Consider the following 18715-nt stretch of genomic DNA (forward strand, 5'->3'; position numbering starts at 1 on the left):
AATGAGTACGACCGAGACGAACCCGATCGACTCCACCACGGGTCAGGGCCCGGTGCTGGAGATCGAGAACCTACACGTGGGCTTTCCGACCGACGATGGTGTCGCGCAGGCGGTGCGCGGCGTGTCCCTGAGCCTCCAGCGTGGTGAGGCGCTGGGCATCGTCGGAGAGTCCGGCTCCGGGAAGTCGGTGACCTCGATGGCCGTGATGGGGCTGCTGCCCGGCTCGGCCAAGGTCACCGGCTCGGCCAAAGTCTTGGGCCAGGAGATGGTGGGGCTGGACGACTCCGAGCTCAGCAAGGTCCGCGGCAACCGGATCGCCATGATCTTCCAGGACCCGCTGACCTCGCTGAACCCCGTGTACACTGTCGGCTACCAGCTGGCGGAGGCGGTCCTCGCGCACCACAAGATGAGCAAGCGGGCGGCGCACGAACGTGCCGTGGAGCTGCTGGACATCGTGGGGATCCCCAACCCGCGGCAGCGCGCGGACGCCTATCCGCACGAACTGTCCGGGGGCATGCGCCAGCGGGTGGTCATCGGAATCGCGATGGCCAACGATCCGGACGTCATCATCGCCGACGAACCCACCACGGCCCTGGACGTGACCGTGCAGGCCCAGGTCATGGAAGCGCTGGAGTTGGCGCGGAAGCGCACCAACGCCGCCCTGATGCTGATCACCCACGACCTGGGCGTGATCGCGGGGCACGTGGACCGGGTCGGGGTCATGTACGCGGGGACGATGGTGGAGTCCGGGACCGTGCAGGAGGTCTTCTACGAGTCCCGCATGCCCTACACCCTGGGCCTGATCGGAAGCCTGCCCCGCACCGACGAGGAGCGGGGCCACCGGCTCACCCCGATCAACGGCACCCCGCCGTCCCTGGTGAACCTGCCGCCGGGCTGCCCGTTCGCGCCACGCTGCCCCATGGCCACGGACCTGTGCCACCGGGAGGAACCACTGCTGTTCCCCCAACTGGGCGACAGCCACGCGGCGGCCTGCCACTACAGCGACCAGCTGGAGGGCAAGACCGCCGACGACCTGTTCACCAGCAGCACCGTAGATGTGGAGGCCATGCAGGCCCTGGCGAACGTCACGGGGCAGGACACGGACACGCGCGGCGTGCAGGGGCCGGGCGAGGCCCCGCCGATCCTGCGGGCCGAGGGGCTGGTGAAACACTTCCCGGTCCGGTCCAAGGGGATTCTGCGGCGCAAGGTCGGCGACACGCACGCGGTGTGTGACGTGTCGCTGGAGGTCAGCCAGGGGGAAACGCTGGCGCTGGTGGGTGAGTCCGGCTGCGGCAAGTCCACCACCGCCCGCCTGCTGCTCCAGCTGCTGTCACCCACCGCGGGCGAGGTGTACTACGAGGACCGCCCGCTGTCCGGGCTGTCCCGTACGCAACTGGCCCCGCTGCGGGCCGACCTGCAAATCGTGTTCCAGGATCCCCTGGCCTCGCTGGATCCACGGATGAACATCGCCGAGATCATCGCCGAGCCGCTGCGGATCCACGGCCGCTACAGCCGGGGCGGGCGCAGCCAGGTGCGGGAACTCCTGAGCACGGTCGGGCTCAACCCCGAGCACGCCAACCGGTATCCGCACGAGTTCTCCGGTGGTCAGCGTCAGCGGATCGGGATCGCCCGGGCCTTGGCCCTCCGGCCTCGGGCCCTGGTGCTGGACGAGCCAGTCTCGGCGCTGGACGTGTCCATCCAGGCGGGTGTGATCAACCTGCTGGAGGACCTCCAGGAGCAGCTGGACCTTGCCTACGTGTTCGTGTCGCACGACCTGTCGGTGGTGCGACACATCTCGCACCGGGTGGCGGTGATGTACCTCGGCAAGGTGGTGGAGACGGGAACCACCGAGGCGCTGTTCACGAACGCCGCACATCCCTACACGCAGGTGCTGGGATCGGCGATCCCGATTCCGGATCCCATCAAGGAGCGCTCCCGGGAACGGATCATGATCACCGGCGACGTGCCCAGTCCGGCCGATCCACCGTCGGGGTGCCGGTTCCGCACCCGCTGCCCGAAGTTCGCCAACCAGCTCTCCCCGGACGAGCAGCAACAGTGCATCACCCAGGAGCCGGAGCTGATGGACCGGGGCCAGGGGCATGCCAGCGCCTGCCACTTCGCCGAAGGGCGGCCACTGGTCTGAGCAGCACCACGAACCGGATACGTCCGGGGGTAGCGGAGACAGCGGCTGACGCTACCCCCGGATCCGGTCCGGAGCGGCGCCCCGCGCACAGGACCCACAGGGGCGGCGCCTGTGCGACCCGCGCGTCACCTCGCGTGGACACGTCCCGAAGTCCCTGGCCGCTGAGCGCATTTCCCTGCCCACGCAGCCCCGGAATCACCCGCTGCCTTCGTGTGCCGGTCGTCGCCGCCCGCCGCAGGGCGCACCGGCGTTTCGGGACCGCTGCCCCGCGCCGGCCGTGCACCCGCTCCGGCCCGTGTCACACAATCGGAGGATGTCTCGTCCTCAGGGTGTGAACAACGATGAGCTCGGCACCCGGTTCCAGGAACTGCGCCCCCGTCTGATCGGCGCCGCCTACGCGCTGACCGGCAGCGTCCAGGAGGCCGAAGACGTGGTCCAGGACGCCTGGCTGCGGCTCAGCCGCAGCCAGACGGACACGATCACCGACATCGAGGGCTGGCTGGTGACCACGGTCTCCCGCCTCGCACTCGACGTGCTGCGTTCGGCGCGCGCCCGCCGGGAAACCTACGTCGGACCCTGGCTGCCGGAGCCGGTGGTCCAGGACGCCGACCCCGGCGACCACGTCGCCCGGAACGACACCCTCAACCTGGCCGTGCTGGTGGTCCTGGAAACCCTCAGCCCGGCCGAGCGAGCGGTATTCGTCCTGCACGAGGTGTTCGGGGTGCCGTTCGACGAGGTCGCAACCGCGGTGGGCCGCACCCCCGCGGCCTGCCGACAGATGGCCCGCCGGGCCCGCCGGCACGTGGCGGCACGCACCCCGCGATTCGAGGTGGACTCCACAACCCACCGGCGGGCAGTGGACGCCTTTGTCACCGCCGCCACAGCGGGGGACCTAACCTCACTCACCCGACTGCTGGACCCCGATGTGGTGCTACGCACCGACGGTGGGGGCCAGGTGCGGGCCGCGCTCAACCCGATCCACGGGAGCGAACGCGTACTGCGGTTCCTGGGCGGCGTGACCCAACGGTTCAACCAGGGCACCAGCTACGGCCCCGCCACGGTCAATGGCCTGCCCGGACTGTTGCGCTACCACAACGGTCAGGCCGACGCCGTGGTGAGTTTCGTCGTCGCCCACCGCCGAGTCATCGAGATCCACGTCATCCTGAACCCGGAGAAGCTGAGGACCGTGACATGAGCCCACGAATCAACATCGTCGACCTCGCCCCCACCGCCTACACCCACATGGCGGGCGTGGAGCGGTGGCTGGCCTCCAGCCAGCTGCCGGCGACCACGCTGCATCTGGTGAAACTGCGCGTCAGCCAGATCAACGGCTGCGGCTTCTGCGTCGACATGCACAGCCACGAGGCGCGCGGGGACGCGGAAACCGACGAGCGACTGTTCTCGGTGGCCGCCTGGCGGGAGGCCCCGTACTTCACTGCGGCGGAACGCGCCACCCTGGCATTGGCCGAGGAGGCGACCCGGCTCGCCGACCGGGACGGTCAGGCGGTACCCGCCGAGGTGTGGGACGAGGCGGCCCATCACTACGACGAGGAGACGCTCGCCGCCCTGGTGATCGCGATCGCGCAGATCAACGCCTGGAACCGGATTGGGGTGACCACCCGGCAGGTCGCCGGCTCCCACCGTCGCTAGGCCGCGTGCATGCCACCCACCTTCCGTTCATCGGTGATCCGGCACCCCCACAGGGCCAGACCGTGCCGTATGGACGAGTGTGGGCGGAGACGCCTGGACCGCCCGCCCCGGCCCTGTTTGCGTTGGCCGTGGCGTGGGGCCAAAAAAGGAGCCGATAGGGGGTAGCTGGTGCCGGGGCGGGGGCGACGGTGGTCAGCGGGTGGGAGTGTCCCAGTACTTGCGCCACTGCTCGGGGCTGAGTTCTCGCGGGTCCAGACCATCGGCCTGGGCGGCCGCCTCCGCGGCGCGGAGGCGCGCGTCGAACCGGCGGGCGGCCGAGCGCAGATCCTGCTCTGGATCCGCGCCGGCGCGGCGCTGTTCGGCCACGGCCGCGAACAGGGCGGATCCGGGCTCGGCGGTGTCCTCCACCAGCAGATCCTCGGGCACCCCGTTGCGCACGGCGCGTTTCTGTAGGGCATAGGCCAGCAGTGCGGCGGGCTGCCCGAACGGCACGCCCGCCACCACCGAGGTGTCTTCCGCTCCGGAGTCGGCACGTTCGGTGGCTTTGATGGTCTCCCAGTTGGCGCGAACGTCGCCGACCCCGTCCACCCGGGTGTCGGCGAAGACGTGGGGGTGGCGGCGCACGAGCTTATCGGCGACGGCGGTGGCCACGTCGTCGAGGTCGAAGGCGGTGTCCTGGTTTTCCTGGGAAACCCGGGCGTGGAACACCACCTGGAGCAGTACGTCACCGAGTTCCCCACACAGCTGGTCCAGCCGCCCCGTCTCGATGGTCTCCACGGCCTCGTAGGCTTCCTCGATGAGGAACCTGGCCAGACTCTCGTGGGTCTGTTCGGCATCCCAGGGGCATTCGCGGCGCAGGGTGTCCATGACCTCCACGAGCCGCTGGACGCCCCGGCCGGGCTCTGGCTGCGCCGACATCGCGGTCACTCCCCCATCTCCGGCTGGGCGTCGGGAGCCTGCGGCTGACCGGGTGCCCCCGGCTGCTCGGGGAAGCCGGGCATGAGGTCCTCCCCGGGCTCCTCGGCCGAGAGGGCGCTCGCGCCGGCATCCAGGTGCAGCGTGTCCTGGTCGAAGGTGCCGTAGCGCGGGCTGACGTCGATCTCGGTGTCGTCGAGGTACTGCGGGATCACCACTTCGTTGAGGTAGAGCTGCGGCAGCTGCTGCTCGAGGAGCTCCTCCTGCTCGGCCAGCTGCTCCTCGACGAAGGCGTCCAGTTCGTCGCCGCTGAGGTCCTGCATGAGCTCGCCCCGCATCGCCAGCTCTTCGTCGGCGCCTTCCAGGGTGGCTTCCCGAAGCTCGGTGAGGTCCTCGGCCGGGGCGGTCTCGGCGATCCCCTCGGCGAGAACAGCGGCGCGCGCCTCGGCTTCGACCAGGCTGTCGGGCATTTCCTGGCCGGCCAGCTCCTGCTGTCGCTGGATCTCGCCGGTGCGCGAGTCGATCTCGCCTTGCGCGGCGGTGACGTCCCGATCTTCGGCAATGTGGTCGATCAGCGCGAGGACGACCCGGTACAGGACGAGATCCGCGGCGAGCTCGGCCTCGTCGCCGGTCTGGGCCATGGCCTCCACGTCGGCGGCCGTGTCCAGGATTTCGGCGTCCGTGACCCGCTGGTCACCGACGATCGCCGCAGCGCCGGCCTGCTGCGGTCCGCAGCCGGCAAGCAGCACGGCGGCCGCGGACCCGACCGCCAGCACGGACCATGGCCCCGGCCGCGAGGAACCTGTGGGCACCCGCAAACACCTCTTCTGTCGTCGTGTGGTCCCGGCCGCGCGTGGTCGCTACGGCCGTGCTGTGATTTGCCGCTGCGGGGACGGAGCGCCACCGCACGCCAAACTCCCAGGTCGTCTCGACGGGGTCAAGATGTGGCCGCCGCGGACGTGGCCCCGTCCGGCTGGAACACGGCGGTGACGAACTCCGTGCACCAGGCCAGCAGCTCCAGGTCCCGCAGTGGTTTGCCGCCGAGGCCGCCCTGCTTGGGCTGCGGCACGAGCAGCGTGTTGGTGGCCTCCTTGTACACGGCTTTGGGCTGTAGCCGCTTCACCCGCAGTTGCTGCGACTCCCGCAGCTCCACGGGGGCGAACCGGATCTGGCTACCCTGGAGCACCACGTCGGTGAGCCCGGCACTGCGGGCCAGAGCCCGGAACCGGGCCACGGCCAGGAGGTTGCGCACCGGCTCCGGCGGCTCCCCGTAGCGGTCGGTGAGTTCCTCCAGCACCCCGGTGGCTGCCTTCTCCCCGGCATCCGCGGACGGTTCCGCGCCGATGCTGGCAATACGCTTATAGGCCTCCAGCCGCAGCCGTTCCCCGGGCACGTAGTCGTGCGGAATGTGTGCGTCAATCGGCAGCTCGACCTTGGTTTCCGGCTCCTCGGTGCCGCTCCCGTCGCCCTTGAGTTCCGCGACGGCTTCACCGACCATACGCACGTACAGGTCGAAGCCGACCCCGGCGATGCTGCCGGACTGTTCCCCACCGAGGATGTTTCCGGCCCCGCGGATCTCCAGGTCCTTCATCGCCACGTACATGCCGGCGCCCATCTCGGTGTGCTGGGCGACCGTGGAGAGGCGTTCGTGCGCGGTTTCGGACAGGGGCCGCTCCGGCGGGTACAGGAAGTAGGCGTAGGCGCGTTCCCGCCCGCGGCCCACCCGCCCACGCAACTGGTGCAGCTGGGACAGCCCGTAGGTGTCGGCCCGGTCCACGATCAGCGTGTTGGCGTTGGGCACGTCCAGGCCGGACTCGACGATGGTGGTGCACACCAGCACGTCGTAGTTCTTCTCCCAGAAGTCCACCATGACGCGTTCCAGCTGGTGTTCGTTCATCTGCCCGTGTGCGTGGGCAACCCGGGCCTCGGGCACCAGTTCGCTGATGGAGGCGGCAACCCGGTCGATGGAGGCGACCCGGTTATGCACGAAGAAGACCTGCCCCTCACGCAGCAGCTCCCGGCGGATCGCCGCGGCGATCTGTTTCTCGTCGTAGGGACCCACGAAGGTCAGCACCGGATGGCGCTCCTCGGGCGGGGTGAGGATCGTGGTCATCTCCCGAATCCCGGTCATGCCCATCTCCAGGGTGCGCGGGATCGGGGTGGCGGACATGGCCAGCACGTCCACCTGGGTGCGCAGCCGCTTGAGGTATTCCTTGTGCTCGACCCCGAACCGCTGTTCCTCGTCGATGATGACCAGCCCGAGAGACTTGAATCGGGTGTCGGTGGACAGGAGCCGGTGCGTACCGATCACCACGTCCACCTCGCCGGTGCGCATCCCTTCCCGGGTCGCTTCGATCTCGCTGTCGGTTTGGAAGCGCGACATCGGCTTCACGTTCACAGGGAAGGAGGCGTACCGCTCGGTGAAGGTGGACAGGTGCTGTTGCACCAGCAGCGTCGTGGGCACGAGTACGGCGACCTGCTTCCCGTCCTGCACGGCCTTGAACGCGGCACGCACCGCCACCTCGGTCTTGCCGTAGCCCACATCCCCGCAGATGAGCCGGTCCATGGGAACCGGCTTGGCCATGTCCTTCTTGACCTCCTCGATCGCCGCGAGCTGGTCCGGTGTCTCGGGGTAGGGGAAGGCGTCCTCCAGCTCGCGTTGCCAGGGCGTGTCCGGGCTGAAGGCGTGGCCCGGGGAGGCCTGCCGCGCCGAGTACAACCGGATCAGGTCCCCGGCGATCTCACGGACCACCTTGCGGGCACGGCTCTTGGTTTTGGCCCAGTCGGCGCCACCCATCTTGCTGAGGGTGGGCGATTCGCCCCCGACATACCGGGTGACCTCGTCCAGCTGGTCGGTGGGCACGAACAGCCGGTCACCGGGCTGCCCCCGCTTGGACGGGGCGTACTCCAGCACCAGATACTCGCGGGTAGCGCCCTGGATGGTGCGGCTGACCATCTCGACGTAGCGGCCGATACCGTGCTGTTCGTGCACTACGTAGTCGCCCGCGCGCAGTTGCAGCGGGTCGATGGTGCCGCGGCGCCGGCTGGGCATACGCCGCATATCCCGAGTGGAGGAGCGTTGCCCGGCGAGGTCCGTTTCGGTGAGCACGACCAGCCGCAGCTCGCGCCAAACGAAGCCACGCTCCAGCATGCCCGTGGTCACCGACGCGACCGCGTTCCGGGGTGGCTCGTTGAGTTCGGGCAGCAGCTGGGCACCCAGGCCGGCGTCACGCAGCATGGACACCATGCGTTCGGCGGGGCCCTGCCCCTGGGACAGCAGCACCACGCGCCACTCGTCGTGCAGCCAGCTCTTCACATCGGCGAGGGCCCGCTCGGTGTCTCCGCGGTACTCGTCGGCGGCGTTGGCACCGACGACGATCGCCGTGTCTCCCTCGGCAGCTTCCTCGGGGGTGGTGTCCCCGTCCCCGCCCACGCCGGAGTCGAACGGGCTGATGCCCCACCACGATAGCCCCGCCGCGCGGGCCGCGGCGCGCACCTCGGCGATGCTGCGGTAGGCGGAGCCGCCCAGGTCGATGGGGGCTTCCCCGCCGGAGGCGGCGTTGACCCAGGAGGCGTCGAGGAACTCTTGGCTGGTTTCGGCGAGTTCCAGGGCGCGGCTGCGGATGCGCTCGGGGTCGCAGCCCACGATCATGGCGTTGCTCGGCAGCAGGTCGAACAACAGCTCCATGCGGTCGGCCAGGACCGGGGCGAAGGCTTCCATGCCTTCGACCACCACGCCCTCGGCGAGCTTGTCCAGAATGTCGGCGAGGGACGGGTGTTCTTTGGCGAGCTGGCGGGCGCGTTCGCGTACCTGCGGGGTGAGCAGCAGCTCCCGGCAGGGCGGAGCGAACAGGCCCGCGGCCTCCGCGGCGTTGGGCTGGTCGTGGCCGGTGGCGGCGGGGGTGAGGGAGCGCTGGTCGGCGACCTGGAAGTAGCGGATCTCCTCGACGGTGTCGCCCCAGAACTCCAGGCGAAGCGGGTGCTCCTCGGTGGGGGGGAATACGTCGAGGATGCCGCCGCGCACCGCCAGCTCGCCGCGCTTCTCCACCAGGTCCACCCGGGCGTAGCCGGCGTCGACGAGGTCGGTAACCACCTGTTCCAGATCCGCCTCGTCTCCGGGTCGCAGCCGCACCGGCCGCAGGTCCCCCAGTCCGGCCACGATGGGCTGAAGGACGCTACGGATCGGCGCGACCACCACCCGCGGGGCTCGGGTCAGCGGATCCGACGGGTCGGGGTGCGCCAGCCGCCGCAGCACGGCCAAGCGTTGGCCAACCGTGTCCGCCCGCGGGGACAGCCGCTCGTGCGGCAGCGTCTCCCATGCGGGAAACAGCGCCACATCCTGTGGGGACAGCAGGTCACCGAGCCCCTCGGCGAGGTCGGCCGCGGCCCGTTCCGTGGCCGTGACCGCCAGGATGGGGCGCCCGGCGCCGGTCGGCTCGTCGGCGGCGAGCGCGGACACCAGAAGTGGACGTAGGGCGGTGGGCGCGACGAGATCCACGTTCGGCGCGCTGCTGCTACGCGCCTCAGACAACGCGCGCTCGAGCGCGGAATCGTCGGCGATGACGGAGAGAAGTCCAGAAAGGCTCATATCACCAAAACGGGGCGTGCTAGATCAGACCGAAGTGGCGGCCTCGCCGCGCTGGCGACGAAGGTGCGGCGATGACTCCCCACCCTCCAGCCTACGCGGCGCGCCACACCACAGCCACCGCAATTCTCCAGCACTCACCCTGAGTAACCGGCATCATGGGTCACTATGACCAACACACATTCTCCCTCGGCTGTTCCCGACCTGGTCACACAGCCCACGCCCTACTACGACTCGGCGATGTTCCTTGAACGCATCCACGAGATTGCCGAGCATCGGCACGCACAGTACGGGCCGGGTGAGCTGCGCATCCTGGAGGCCGGGTGCGGGCGACGCTGGAGCCTCGGGGAGGTGCACGTCCCGGGGATGCGTCCCCACGTCACCGGGGTGGACACGAACGCCGAGAGCCTTCGGATGCGGCTGGAGGAGCACGGCGACCTGGACGAGGCCATCGTTGGGGATCTGCGCAGCGTGGAACTGCCGACAGAGTCCTACGACGTGGTGTTCTGCTCCTGGGTGCTGGAACACGTCTCCGGTGCGGAGCAGGTACTGGATCGGCTCGTATCCACGCTGCGGCCCGGCGGCTACCTGCTGCTGCGTATTCCGGACCGGGACTCGGTGTACGGGTTCGCGACCCGGTGCACCCCGTTCCCGCTCCATGTGGCCTATAAGCGCTACGTGCGGCGCCGCCCGAACGCGGGCAGGCCCGGCTACGGCCCGTTCCCAACGGTCTATGACCGCGTGGTCTCGCACCGGGGCATGCTTGACTACTGTGCCCGCGCCGGGCTGGAGGTCACGGCCCAGTACTCCTCAAACTTCCACCTGTTGTTCTTCGGTCGCTATGCCCGACTGGTGGACCTGGCCCTACGGGGTGTCGCCGTGGCTTCTCTGGGCCGTCTCACCGCCGAGCACAACAACCTGGCGTTCGTGCTTCGCAAGCCGGACTGAGTTCCGGACGCCCCGCGCCGCTGGACAGCGACAGGTCACCACCCGGTGGAGACGGCCGAACACCCTAGGGTGGTGGACATGCGCGACACCGTTTCCACGGCGGCTCAGGATTCCGTTCCCAGCCACACCCCCGATACCGACACCCTGGCCCACCTGGAGCTTCTCCTCAACGGCTGCTACCCCCTGCCGGGCTTCATGACCGCCAGCGAGAGCGCCTCGGTCCGCAGACACGGGCAGCTCCCCGACGGGCGCTCCTGGCCGATACCGGTGACCCTGCCGGTGCCGGCGGACCTGGCCGACGTCGCGCGGCTACGCCTCACGGACCCGGAAGGGGCGCCGCTGGCGGAGCTGGAGGTCACGGAACGCTGGTGGGCCGGGGGGGAACACCGGCTCGCCGGCCCGGTGACCCTGGTGGACCACCCGGCCCACGGGGTGTTTCGTCGGCTGCGGCTGCCGGCACGTGACGGCACCGCAGCCACGGCACCCCCGGCCCCGGACGGGCCGCTACTCGCGGTGGTCACCGAGACCGCCCTGCATCAGCGGGCACTGGCGCAGCTGAACCACGCGGCCACCGAACTCGCCGACACGGAACACGGCACGCCGGAGACTCCGGCTCCGGTTTTGGTGCTGGTGGACACCGGATTTCACGACGAGCGGCCGGTGCGGGCCGTGCGGGCGGCCAGGCACTACCTACCGGAGGGCAGCCGGGTGCAGGTGGTGACCCTGCCCCGGCGCGACCCGGACACCGGTGAGCCCTACCCGACGGAACGGCGCGAGGCCCTGACGGCGCACGTGGCCGCGGCGCACGGTGCCACCCACCTGCTCGCGGATTCCGCGCAGGCGCTGCGTTCGGCAGCGGGCACCCCGATCCCGGTGGTGCCCACACGCGCGTGGTGCTACGACACCGGTGTTGGGGCGTGGCGCCCGGCCAGCACGGTCCGGGACACACACGCACGCGCGGACCTGGCCCCGGACGAGGTGGCGGAGCTGTTGGCGCGGGGAGAGCGCCTGCCCGCGTGGTTCACCCCGCCGGAGGTGGCCGACGAGCTGGCCGCCCAGTATCCGCCACGGACCCGCCGCGGGCTGACCCTGTTCTTCACGGGACTGTCCGGCTCGGGGAAGTCGACGGTGGCGCGGGCGGTGGCCGAGCGGGTCCGGGAGTCGGGGCGCGCGGTGACCCTGCTGGACGGGGATGTGGTGCGCCGCATGCTGTCGGCGGGGCTGACCTTCAGCAAGGCCGACCGGGACCTGAACATTCGCCGGATCGGCTATGTGGCCTCCGAGATCAACCGGCACGGCGGTGTGGCGATCTGCGCGCCGATCGCACCGTACGCCGCCACACGGGCGGAGGTGCGGGCGATGGTCGAGGAGTACGGGGACATGTTCCTGGTGCATGTGTCCACCCCACTGGAGGTGTGCGAGGCCCGGGACCGCAAGGGGCTGTACGCCAAGGCGCGCGCCGGGGAGATCAGCGAGTTCACCGGGATCTCGGATCCATACGAGGAGCCCACCGACGCTCAGCTGCGGCTGGATACCAGCGAAATCACCGTGGAGGAGGCCACCGACCAGGTCCTGTCCCGACTACACGCCGAGGGGTGGCTCCCGGAAGACAACGGGGCGTGACCGGTGGACAGCCGGACCGCGTCCACGGTACGACTACCGGGGAGAGGAGAGCCGATGACCTGGCCGCTACCAGACGTGTTCACGTGGCTACCAGTTCTCCGGAAACCACCTCGCCAGACGTCACAAACCAATAACGCGACCTGAACACCGCAGGTCATCTGGTGTACGCCCCACGCGAGTGGGGATGGACCTGCACTAGGTATCCGATATGATCGCATTTATGCGTACGCCCCACGCGAGTGGGGATGGACCTCAGACCTTCGGCGGGGACCAGAACGCGTTCGTGTACGCCCCACGCGAGTGGGGATGGACCGCTCACGAAGCAAGTAGACCAGCTGAATACTAAGTACGCCCCACGCGAGTGGGGATGGACCGGACCACGGCGTCGACCGCCAGGACCAGGCGGCGTACGCCCCACGCGAGTGGGGATGGACCTTCGCGCGCGGTGCGCTGGTCCCAGTGGTACTCGTACGCCCCACGCGAGTGGGGATGGACCGATCCTCGGCGACCTCGCCCTGGAGGTGCAGCGGTACGCCCCACGCGAGTGGGGATGGACCTACAGCTTTCGTGTGGGCCAATAAGGTCCCGCGGTACGCCCCACGCGAGTGGGGATGGACCTCCGAGGCTGACGCACTCAAGCCATGGCTCGGAGTACGCCCCACGCGAGTGGGGATGGACCGGTAGCCGAGATCCTACAGCCCAGTGACTTCTAGTACGCCCCACGCGAGTGGGGATGGACCGCTGGCAGTCGACCCCCGCAACCAGCACACCTTGTACGCCCCACGCGAGTGGGGATGGACCGTCCGGTCCTGAGATTAGGGAAATGGGCTTCGAGTACGCCCCACGCGAGTGGGGATGGACCTGGCGTGCGTACATGTCCCGCGGATCTGATCTGGTACGCCCCACGCGAGTGGGGATGGACCGTCGTCGCGCTCGATCTGGTATCCGCGGCTGGTGTACGCCCCACGCGAGTGGGGATGGACCGCAGGGTAGCCCGCACAGGGGCATCACACGCGCGTACGCCCCACGCGAGTGGGGATGGACCGCTGCTCGCCGAGCCAGACGCGGGCCTCCACGGGTACGCCCCACGCGAGTGGGGATGGACCGGAGAAACCATGCAGCTGACCGCCGCCCAGATCGTACGCCCCACGCGAGTGGGGATGGACCGCCTTCCACCCCGATCGCGGAGAAGCGCCGTGTGTACGCCCCACGCGAGTGGGGATGGACGTGTCGGGTTTCCGGTGACGGCCGGGGTCGCGACGACTCCGGCAGACTGGGCCTAGTTTCCGGTTCTGGAAGGGAGCCTGCCGTGGCTAGTTCCAACGGTCCCCTCGCCCAGCTTCGACGGGCCGTGTTCGCACGTCACGCCAACCCATGGAGTGCCTGGAGTCGGTGGGCAACGACCCCGCTGTTGTACGTGCCGGTGTGGACCCGCAGGTGGTCGCACGCGGCGTTCGTTGGCGTGTGGTTCGCGGTCAACCCGGTGGTGTTCCCGAGGCCGGAACAGACCCATGCCTGGTCCACGCGGGCGATGCTGGGCGAGGAACTCTGGATCAGTGAACGCCCCCGGGATAGGGCTCTGGTGGTCAACTCGGCGGCCGGTCTGGCGGGGCTGGCCGCGGTGGTCGCGGCGCGAAAGCGCCGATTTTGGCCCACGGCCACCGCGACTGCCGTACAGATGGGCCTCACGCTGGTGTATTGGCAGCAGATGGCCCACTACTACGAGGGTCACCGGCGAGCCCAGGTCAACGGCCGCTAACCCGCACGCCCGAATCCACCGGGGCCGTACGGCGCCAGCCGCTCCGGTGCGAGACGGGGGCGCTGGCTTGGTGTCACCTCCCAACAGCTACAACTCCCCCATCGGCTGGCCCTGGCCCCCATCAGCCTTTCCCGCACCCGATTGTCTGGGGGGTTGCCCCCAGATGCCACAACCACCCCTATCCCACCCATGCCAGTGCTTCGGGGAGCGCCAGGGGGCACTACAGGGAACCTATACTCCGACTACACATGCCCTGGAACGACTCTCCGGCACCGGTCAGCTGTGGGGGGTCGATTCGTCGCTCTCGCCGAGGCTGCGGGCGAGTACCGCGCGGATGTGGCGGGCATCGGCGGGCTGGTTGTCGAGCAGAATGGCCGCACACAGGCCGTCCGCGGTGGCCACCATGGATTCGGTGGCCACCGGGTCGGCGTTGCGGCGCTGGGCAATTTCGGCGACCGCGTCCCGCCAGCGGTGGGCGACGGAACGCAGTGCCGGACGGCGGGCGGCAAGCGTGGACAGTTCCCGTTCAGCCAGCGCCCGCCGGCGCCCTTCGGTCGCGGTGCAGGCGATGAGTTCGGCCAGGCCGGTCAGTTCGTCGCCGCCCTGGTCCAGGATTTCGCGTAGGCAGGTGGTGTACTCTTCGGCCACCGAGGACAGGGCAGCCACCAACAAATCGTCCAGGGTCGCGAAGTAGTAGGTGGTGAGGCTGGGGGGAACGCCGGCCTCCCGCGCAACCGTGCGGTGGGTGACACCGCCGGCACCGTCGCGCTGCACGACGCGGAGGGTGGCCTCGATGATCTCCGCGCGGCGACGCTGGCCACGGGCGCGACGCCCGTCGCTGCTCTCCGGGGCCGCACCCGCCGCGGCATCGTGTCCCACGAGCGTCCCTCCCACCCCTCCGGGATGATCGTCGAGTCAGTGTCACACGTGGCTGTCCCAGTACCCACCACCCCGGAGCTCAGTCGGTGCACCGTCCACAGTATGCATACACCGGGGGACAACCTGAGTCCGGAAACCGCCCCCGCTCACGTGCCTCTTCCCTCCTCCCCCAACTCGCAGACACTAACCACACCGACAGGGCGCCGGATCAGCCCGACGCCCTGGACATCGACTCAGCTAAAGCTTGTCGATCTCGGATCTTGATGGCGTGAGTGCGGACACTGGGATGCGAAGCGGCGCGACGGTGGAATGGACATCGACACGGCCTACGGCGATTCGGAGGTGCCGACTCTCCCGATGTTGCGGAGTAGGAGGGCGCACACGACCGCCAGCACCAGGATCACCACCCCGGTCACCTGGGCGGCCAGATTGAGTCCGCTGGTGAAGGCGGCGGTGGTCTGTTCCAACACCCTGGCGGGCAGCTCGTCGGCCACGGAGCTGGCCCCGGCCAGGCTTTCCTCGGCCGTGTCGGCCACCTTCGGTGCCACTTCGGATGGCACGGTGCCCGCAATCTGGCTGCGGTAGACCAGGCTGGTGAGGCTGCCGAGAACAGCCACGCCCACGGCGATGCCGAGTTCCTGCACAGTCTCGGAGGTGGCCGAGGCGGACCCGGCTTTGTCGGCAGGTGCCGCCCCGATCACCAGATCGGTGCCCAGGGCCGCGATCGCCCCCAGCCCGAGGTAGACGAGGGCGTATCCAGCCACCACCAGCGCGATGTTGTCAGCGCCGTCGACCCGCCCCAGCAGCAGGTATCCCACCGTGGACAGGGCAAGGGTGGCGGCCATGACCATGCCGGGGCGGATGTGTCGGGCCATCAGCGGCGCGACGATCGCGGCGAGGAACATCGCCAGCGCCGGGGGACCCATCCAGGCCCCGGCAACCAGCGGGGACAAGCCTTCCACAAACTGCAAATGCTGGGTGACGAGGAACATGGTTCCGCCCACCCCCACAAGCCCCACCAGCAGGATGGCCAGGGCGGCGCTGAATGCGCGGCTGGCGAATAGGCGCAGGTCCAGCAGTGGATCGGCCAGCTGGCGCTGCCGGCGTACGAACACGATCCCGAATGCGGTTCCGGTGACGAGGGCGAGCAGAGCACCGAGGTTCGGTCCGTAGGCGGCGACATCTTTCACGGCGTAGACGACGGGCAGGATCGCGGCGAGGGATAGCAGGACGCTGGGCAGGTCCAGGCGGGCGCTCTGTGCGGCCCGGTACTCGGGCAGCAGGAACGGGCCGGTGAGGAGTACGAGCCCGAGCAGGGGCAGGGCCACGAGGAAGGCCGCGCCCCACCAGAAGTAGTGGAGCAGCACTCCCCCGACGAGGGGACCGGCGGCCATTCCTAGGGAGAACATGGTTGCCCATACGCCGATGGCGAGGGCGCGCTGTCGGGCGTCGGGGAACAGGGTGCTGATCAGCGCCAGGGTGGAGGGCATGAGGGTGGCTCCGGCAATACCGAGCGCGGCCCGGGCGGCGATGAGCATTTCGGCGCTGGTGGAATAGGCGGCCATCACGGAGGCGGCGGCGAAGGCGATTGCGCCGATCATCAGGAGCCGTCGGCGGCCGATGCGGTCACCGAGGGAGCCCATGGTGATCAGCAGGCCGGCGATGAGGAAGCCGTAGATGTCCATGATCCAGAGCTCTTGGGTGCCGCTGGGCTGGAGGTCGGCCGCCAGGGTGGGCAGGGCCAGGTACAGCACGGTGACGTCCAGGCCGAGCAGCACGGTGGGTAGGGCCAGGACCGCGAGCCCGGCCCATTCGCGGGGGCCGGCGCGGCGGATGGTGTCGGTGCGCATGCGGGAGTCCTGTTCGGTGGGTGTGGTCGGGTCCCTCCCAACCAACAAGTTGAACGATAGTCCTATTTGAACATTCATTCAACAATATTGATGTCGACAGTGCAGCCCCCACACAGCCGAAACACCGCCAGCCGAACAGAAACAGCCACCACCACCCGCGAACACACCCCAGCTCCCCAGCCCTGTCGCGGAGCAGCCCACAACGGCGCCGAACCCCGGCAACCACTCGGAGCGCAAGCCGGATCAGTGGAAATCCGGCGATTATTGGGCTGGGCGGCGGTGCCTGCCGACCGCCGCGACCAGCACCGGGCGCCCTATGGGAGTGAGATTGAGGAGGTGCTGGCATCTGGGGGTGGCCCCCCAGTCCATGGGGGTGGTAAAAGGCCGATGGGGGAGCAACAGCGCGGATGGGGGCCACCCAGCATCCCTACGCACGCGCGCACTCACGGCCACCCCAGCTGCCGAGTTCCCGCCAGGGATCGCCCACCGGAATCGGCCCCGCCGTCGCGTCCGGCCACAGCCACTGGGGCACCAGATCCACCCGCCACCCACCCCAGGGCCTGCCGACCGGGCCGGCGCTACCCGGCGCGGCGCCGCCTGATCTCGGCAATGATCGCGGGAACCACCTCGTGCACATCCCCGATCACCGCATAGGTGGCGCGGGTCATGATCGGCGCCTGGGGGTCCGTGTTGATCGCGAGGATGCGTCGAGCGTCCCGGCAGCCCACCCAGTGCTGGGTGGCGCCACTGATCCCGCAGGCGATGTACAGCTCCGGGGCGATCTTCGTTCCGGTCAACCCAACCTGGTCACTGTGTGGACGCCAGCCGTCGTTCGTCGCCACCCGGGAACAGCCCACGGCCCCGCCCAGCAGCTCGGCGAGCTCATCCAGCATGCCGAACGCCTCCGCGCTGCCGAGCCCCCGCCCGCCGGACACCACCACCGGGGCCGTGGCGAGGGTGACGCCGGTTGTTCCCGCGGTGCGGTCCACGATCCTGCTGGGTTCCGGTTCGTCGTCAAACCGTGGCGTGACGGTGTGCACCTCAACCCCAGACGAGGCCTCGGCCGCGGGCTGTTCGGCGGCCCCAGCAGCGCCGGAGAGGACAGTGACCAGCTTGATGGGCGCGGTCAGCTCCGCATCCTCCAACAGCACGCCACCACCGCGCTGCCGGGTGAGCGACCAGGGCGCGCTGGCGGCGGAATCCCCGATGGAGACGGTGAGACAGTTCGTGGCCAGCGGCAGGCCGCTGCGGGCGGCGGCGTGTGCCATCACCTCGTTCCCGCGGTCGGTGGCCGCGGCGATGACCCCACCCGGCTGGCTATCCCGCAGCAGCTGCGCGAGCGCCTCGCCCCACCGTTCCGGAGCGTACTCGGCACACTCCGCATGCTCGATAACGTACAGCTGCGACACCCCGTACGCGGCGAGATCCTCCCCAAGACCAGGCGCGGAGGTGAACGCGACCGCCCCTACGGCCGCCCCCAGGGCCTCGGCCAGCTCACGGGTGTGGGCGAGCGCGGCCCCAGAGCCCGCCGCGATGCTCCCGTCCGTGGTTTCGACCAGCGTCAGCAGCATGATCACACCATCCCGAGCTCGGTCAGTTTGTCGACGACAGGCTTGGCCGCCTCGGCGCCGTGGCCGAGAACCACCGGATCCTGCGCGGCTTCCGGCGGTGGACGCAGCCGCAGCCTGCGCAGCCCGCCCGGTTCCAGTTCCGGTTCGATCGTGCGGATCTGGGCCCGCTTAGCGCGCAGCCGGCCGGTGACCGGCGGGTAGCGGGGCAGGTTGATCCCTTCACGCACCCCCACCGCCGCGGGCAGCGGCACCTCGTACACCTCGATCCCCTCCGGCAGTTCGCGACGTAGCCGCGCGGTCGCGTCCTCGGGATGCAGTTCGATGCCCTTGATGCCGCCCACAATGGGCCGAGCCAGGGAGTGGGCGACGCGGATCCCCACCTGGGCGTTGCCCGCGTCCGCCGACTCGGTGCCGAACAGCATCAGATCGAAACGCCGGTGCTCGGACTCCAGCGTGCGGACCGCCTGCACGATGGCGGCTGCGGTCGCCTCCGGGGCTGTCTCCCCCTCCTGGGTCCCCACTCGAACGCCGTGCTGGATCCCCATGGACATGGCGTAGCGCAGCTGCTCGTCGGCCTGCGGAGGCCCGACCGTGAGCACGGTGGCGCTGCCGCCGTGGTGTTCGACGATCTGCGCGGCCTCCTCGACGGCACACTCCTCGTGCGGGCCGATCGTGAACCCGAGGTTGCGTGTGTCCACGTCCGTGCCGTCCGGGGTGAGTGGGATCGTCCCGCCGGTGGCCGGAACGCGCTTCACGCAGACGAGGACGTCCATCGCTGCCTCCCCCTGTGGT

At 69.7% G+C, this 18715-nt stretch carries 13 protein-coding genes and 1 CRISPR repeat array; of the genes, 6 read left to right on the forward strand and 7 right to left on the reverse strand.

The features are described from left to right. Position 1: 1 nt before the first annotated feature. The 3 genes from RIF23_RS05605 (at position 2) to RIF23_RS05615 (ending at position 3793) form a co-directional block, all read left to right on the forward strand. A complete protein-coding gene (locus RIF23_RS05605; RefSeq protein WP_310911310.1) occupies positions 2 to 2143 on the forward strand; it encodes an ABC transporter ATP-binding protein in 2142 nt (713 codons plus the stop codon). Positions 2144 to 2456: 313 nt separating this feature from the next. Continuing rightward, positions 2457 to 3338, forward strand: a complete 882-nt coding sequence (sigJ, locus tag RIF23_RS05610; RefSeq protein WP_310911311.1) for an RNA polymerase sigma factor SigJ — start codon at positions 2457 to 2459, stop codon at positions 3336 to 3338. Beyond that, entirely contained in the window at positions 3335 to 3793 is a 459-nt protein-coding gene (locus RIF23_RS05615; protein ID WP_310911312.1) for a carboxymuconolactone decarboxylase family protein, read from the forward strand. The genes sigJ and RIF23_RS05615 overlap by 4 nt, the downstream gene beginning before the upstream one ends. A 192-nt stretch (positions 3794 to 3985) precedes the next feature. On the opposite strand, the gene mazG is transcribed toward RIF23_RS05615, so the two are convergent. The 3 genes from mazG to mfd all read right to left on the reverse strand — a co-directional run bounded on the left by mazG (position 3986) and on the right by mfd (position 9296). Next, the gene (mazG, locus tag RIF23_RS05620) at positions 3986 to 4711 is read right to left on the reverse strand and encodes a nucleoside triphosphate pyrophosphohydrolase (RefSeq protein WP_310911313.1); all 726 of its coding nucleotides are present in this window, start codon (positions 4709 to 4711) and stop codon (positions 3986 to 3988) included. A 5-nt stretch (positions 4712 to 4716) separates the two neighbouring features. Further along, positions 4717 to 5520, reverse strand: coding sequence for a hypothetical protein (locus RIF23_RS05625; RefSeq protein WP_310911314.1), 804 nt, complete (start codon positions 5518 to 5520; stop codon positions 4717 to 4719). A 125-nt stretch (positions 5521 to 5645) separates the two neighbouring features. Continuing rightward, entirely contained in the window at positions 5646 to 9296 is a 3651-nt protein-coding gene (mfd, locus tag RIF23_RS05630; RefSeq protein WP_310911315.1) for a transcription-repair coupling factor, read from the reverse strand. Positions 9297 to 9461: 165 nt separating this feature from the next. On the opposite strand from mfd, the gene RIF23_RS05635 reads away from it, so the two are divergent. From RIF23_RS05635 to RIF23_RS05645, 3 genes are all read left to right on the forward strand, one after another. Then, positions 9462 to 10241, forward strand: a complete 780-nt coding sequence (locus RIF23_RS05635; protein WP_310911316.1) for a class I SAM-dependent methyltransferase — start codon at positions 9462 to 9464, stop codon at positions 10239 to 10241. A 78-nt stretch (positions 10242 to 10319) separates the two neighbouring features. Next, complete coding sequence (gene cysC, locus RIF23_RS05640; protein ID WP_310911317.1) at positions 10320 to 11864, forward strand: adenylyl-sulfate kinase; 1545 nt, start codon at positions 10320 to 10322, stop codon at positions 11862 to 11864. 163 nt (positions 11865 to 12027) lie between these two features. Then, positions 12028 to 13092: a CRISPR direct-repeat array (repeat unit 28 nt; unit sequence GTACGCCCCACGCGAGTGGGGATGGACC). An 81-nt stretch (positions 13093 to 13173) separates the two neighbouring features. Then, a complete protein-coding gene (locus RIF23_RS05645; RefSeq protein ID WP_310911318.1) occupies positions 13174 to 13623 on the forward strand; it encodes a DUF6653 family protein in 450 nt (149 codons plus the stop codon). A 276-nt stretch (positions 13624 to 13899) separates the two neighbouring features. Here RIF23_RS05645 and RIF23_RS05650 read toward each other — a convergent pair whose 3' ends face one another. The 4 genes from RIF23_RS05650 to RIF23_RS05665 form a co-directional block, all read right to left on the reverse strand. Then, positions 13900 to 14502 (reverse strand): TetR/AcrR family transcriptional regulator, encoded by a 603-nt coding sequence (locus tag RIF23_RS05650; protein ID WP_310911319.1) that lies wholly within the window; start codon positions 14500 to 14502, stop codon positions 13900 to 13902. 326 nt (positions 14503 to 14828) lie between these two features. After that, entirely contained in the window at positions 14829 to 16352 is a 1524-nt protein-coding gene (locus RIF23_RS05655) for an MFS transporter (RefSeq protein WP_310911320.1), read from the reverse strand. Positions 16353 to 16930: 578 nt separating this feature from the next. Then, the gene (locus RIF23_RS05660) at positions 16931 to 17923 is read right to left on the reverse strand and encodes an electron transfer flavoprotein subunit alpha/FixB family protein (protein WP_310911321.1); all 993 of its coding nucleotides are present in this window, start codon (positions 17921 to 17923) and stop codon (positions 16931 to 16933) included. A gap of 2 nt (positions 17924 to 17925) precedes the next feature. Beyond that, positions 17926 to 18696 (reverse strand): electron transfer flavoprotein subunit beta/FixA family protein, encoded by a 771-nt coding sequence (locus tag RIF23_RS05665; RefSeq protein WP_310911322.1) that lies wholly within the window; start codon positions 18694 to 18696, stop codon positions 17926 to 17928. Between the last annotated feature and the right edge of the window lie 19 nt (positions 18697 to 18715).

It is taken from the genome of Lipingzhangella rawalii (genome assembly GCF_031628175.1).
GTDB lineage: Bacteria > Actinomycetota > Actinomycetes > Streptosporangiales > Streptosporangiaceae > Lipingzhangella_A > Lipingzhangella_A rawalii.

Bases quoted from the DNA above. Each gene is read 5' to 3' on its own strand.
- RIF23_RS05635 (WP_310911316.1), top strand. From the start codon at position 9,462: ATGACCAACACACATTCTCCCTCGGCTGTTCCCGACCTGGTCACACAG.
- RIF23_RS05655 (WP_310911320.1), bottom strand. From the start codon at position 16,352: ATGCGCACCGACACCATCCGCCGCGCCGGCCCCCGCGAATGGGCCGGG.
- RIF23_RS05605 (WP_310911310.1), top strand. From the start codon at position 2: ATGAGTACGACCGAGACGAACCCGATCGACTCCACCACGGGTCAGGGC.
- RIF23_RS05660 (WP_310911321.1), bottom strand. From the start codon at position 17,923: ATGCTGCTGACGCTGGTCGAAACCACGGACGGGAGCATCGCGGCGGGC.
- mfd (WP_310911315.1), bottom strand. From the start codon at position 9,296: ATGAGCCTTTCTGGACTTCTCTCCGTCATCGCCGACGATTCCGCGCTC.
- mazG (WP_310911313.1), bottom strand. From the start codon at position 4,711: ATGTCGGCGCAGCCAGAGCCCGGCCGGGGCGTCCAGCGGCTCGTGGAG.
- RIF23_RS05665 (WP_310911322.1), bottom strand. From the start codon at position 18,696: ATGGACGTCCTCGTCTGCGTGAAGCGCGTTCCGGCCACCGGCGGGACG.
- RIF23_RS05615 (WP_310911312.1), top strand. From the start codon at position 3,335: ATGAGCCCACGAATCAACATCGTCGACCTCGCCCCCACCGCCTACACC.
- sigJ (WP_310911311.1), top strand. From the start codon at position 2,457: ATGTCTCGTCCTCAGGGTGTGAACAACGATGAGCTCGGCACCCGGTTC.
- cysC (WP_310911317.1), top strand. From the start codon at position 10,320: ATGCGCGACACCGTTTCCACGGCGGCTCAGGATTCCGTTCCCAGCCAC.